Origin of the sequence: Bradyrhizobium sp. Mp27 (genome assembly GCF_029953005.1) — a bacterium.
GTDB lineage: Bacteria > Pseudomonadota > Alphaproteobacteria > Rhizobiales > Xanthobacteraceae > Bradyrhizobium > Bradyrhizobium barranii.
The window spans coordinates 1-1,830 of sequence record NZ_JASAUS010000448.1; the positions used below are offsets into that span (position 1 = coordinate 1).

The following is a 1,830-nucleotide window of genomic DNA, read 5'->3' on the forward strand; positions in this document are numbered from 1 at the left end:
CTCCGTCTGATGCTTGTGGCTGTTCGAAAACAGACCACGTTTATCATCAACCTGAAGCGCAGCACCCTGCTAACGCGGGGCTCAGCAACAGGCCGAATACCCCATCTGACTGACTCACATCTGATGATTTTGTCTGCCGAGTTTGCGGTTCTCCAACGGGGGAATCAGCCATGCGAGTCGGTATTCGAATCTCGTCGCTTGTGCCGAGTGGGTTGGTTATCGAGAGCGTAAGTGAGTCATCTGACTCGATTATTTTAGCCGTCCGATCCGAGGGCGATGCAGCCGGGTGCCCACTGTGCGGGGCGAGATCGCGCCGAATCCATAGCCGATATGACAGACGAGTCGCGGATTTGCCGTGTTCCGGGAAGGAAATACGGCTCCGCGTGATCACGCGGCGCTTCGTTTGCGAGGTGCCTCAGTGTCGGCGACGGATTTTCGCTGAACGGTTCGGGGACGATATTCTCCCGACCCGGTCGCGCCGGACGGCACGGCTGGAATGTATCGTCCACCATCTGGGGCTGGCACTCGGCGGCAGACCAGCGGCGAGCTTCGCTAAACGGCTGATGCTGCCGGTCAGCAACGATACGTTGCTTCGGGTTGTCAGGCGACGAACCCGCCCGCGAACGGAGCCTCTGATCGTCGCCGGCATTGACGACTGGGCTTTTCGCAAGAACCATCGCTACGGAACAATCGTGTGCGATCTGGAGAGGCGGCGGATCGTAACCCTGCTTCCAGATCGCGAGATTGCAACGGTGCGGGCTTGGCTTTCCGACCATCCGGAGATCAGGGTCGTATCGCGCGACCGTGGCGGCGGCTACGGTGAGGCCGCGGCAAAGGCGCTGCCCGACGCCGTCCAGGTCGCCGACCGTTGGCACCTGATGGAGAACGCAAGCGCGGCCTTCCTCAACGCGGTGCGCCGTTCCATGCGGGTGATCCGCGCCGCAATCGGTGCGACGACGATCAATCCAAAACTGCTCACTTGCGCGGAAAGGCTGCAGTATGAAGGATATCTCCGGCGCAAGCAGACGAATGCCGCCATCATGGAGCTCGTCAGAGACGCTGTGCCACTCAAGGAGATTGTCCGTCGAACAGGACACAGCCGTAAACTCGTTCGCCAAGTCAGTCGCGGCGAGAGTACAGATGTCTTCCGGACCCGGCAAAGCACGCTCGATGCCCACTTGCCCTTTCTGGATGCGCAATGGAGCGAGGGCTGCCGTAACGGCGCAGAGCTCTGGCGTCGTTTGCAAGGGCAAGGCTTCCGAGGCTCCTTGCGTGTAGTCAGTGAGTGGACGACACGGCGACGACGGGCCGAGAAGGCGACCAATCAACAACTGCAAAAAGTTCCATCCGCGAGAACAATCTCACGATTATGACCACGGCGCGCGACAATCTCAGCAAAGCAGATACGATCACCATCGCCGCCATCGAGGCGCGCGTTCCCACACTCGTCGAAGCCCGCATGCTCGTCGAAAGCTTTCAGGCCATGGTACGCAAGAAGCTCTTCGCTGATCTCGATCCGTGGATCGCCACCGCCAGCTTGAGCCTGATCGCCTCTTTTGCGAGTGGCATCATCAGGGACAAAGCCGCCGTCCGTGCCGCCATCACCGAGCCTTGGTCCAATGGCCAGACAGAAGGGCAGATCACTAAACTAAAGCTCGTAAAACGCCAGATGTATGGACGGGCGAAGATCGACCTCCTGCAAGCCCGCTTGAAAGGCGCCATCTAGTACCCACTTTTCTTGGAACGTGAGTCGTGATTCAAGGTCGGGATGATACCCGAAGCAAGAGAAGTCCACCTTTCGAGGAAAGATCGCAAGGTGCTTGAGGCGTG

General features: G+C 59.4%; 1 pseudogene. It reads left to right on the forward strand.

Features of this window, described 5'->3' with window-relative positions:
- Positions 1 to 170: 170 nt before the first annotated feature.
- A pseudogene (locus tag QJT78_RS50815) lies at positions 171 to 1,726 on the forward strand (ISL3 family transposase).
- Positions 1,727 to 1,830: the final 104 nt, after the last annotated feature.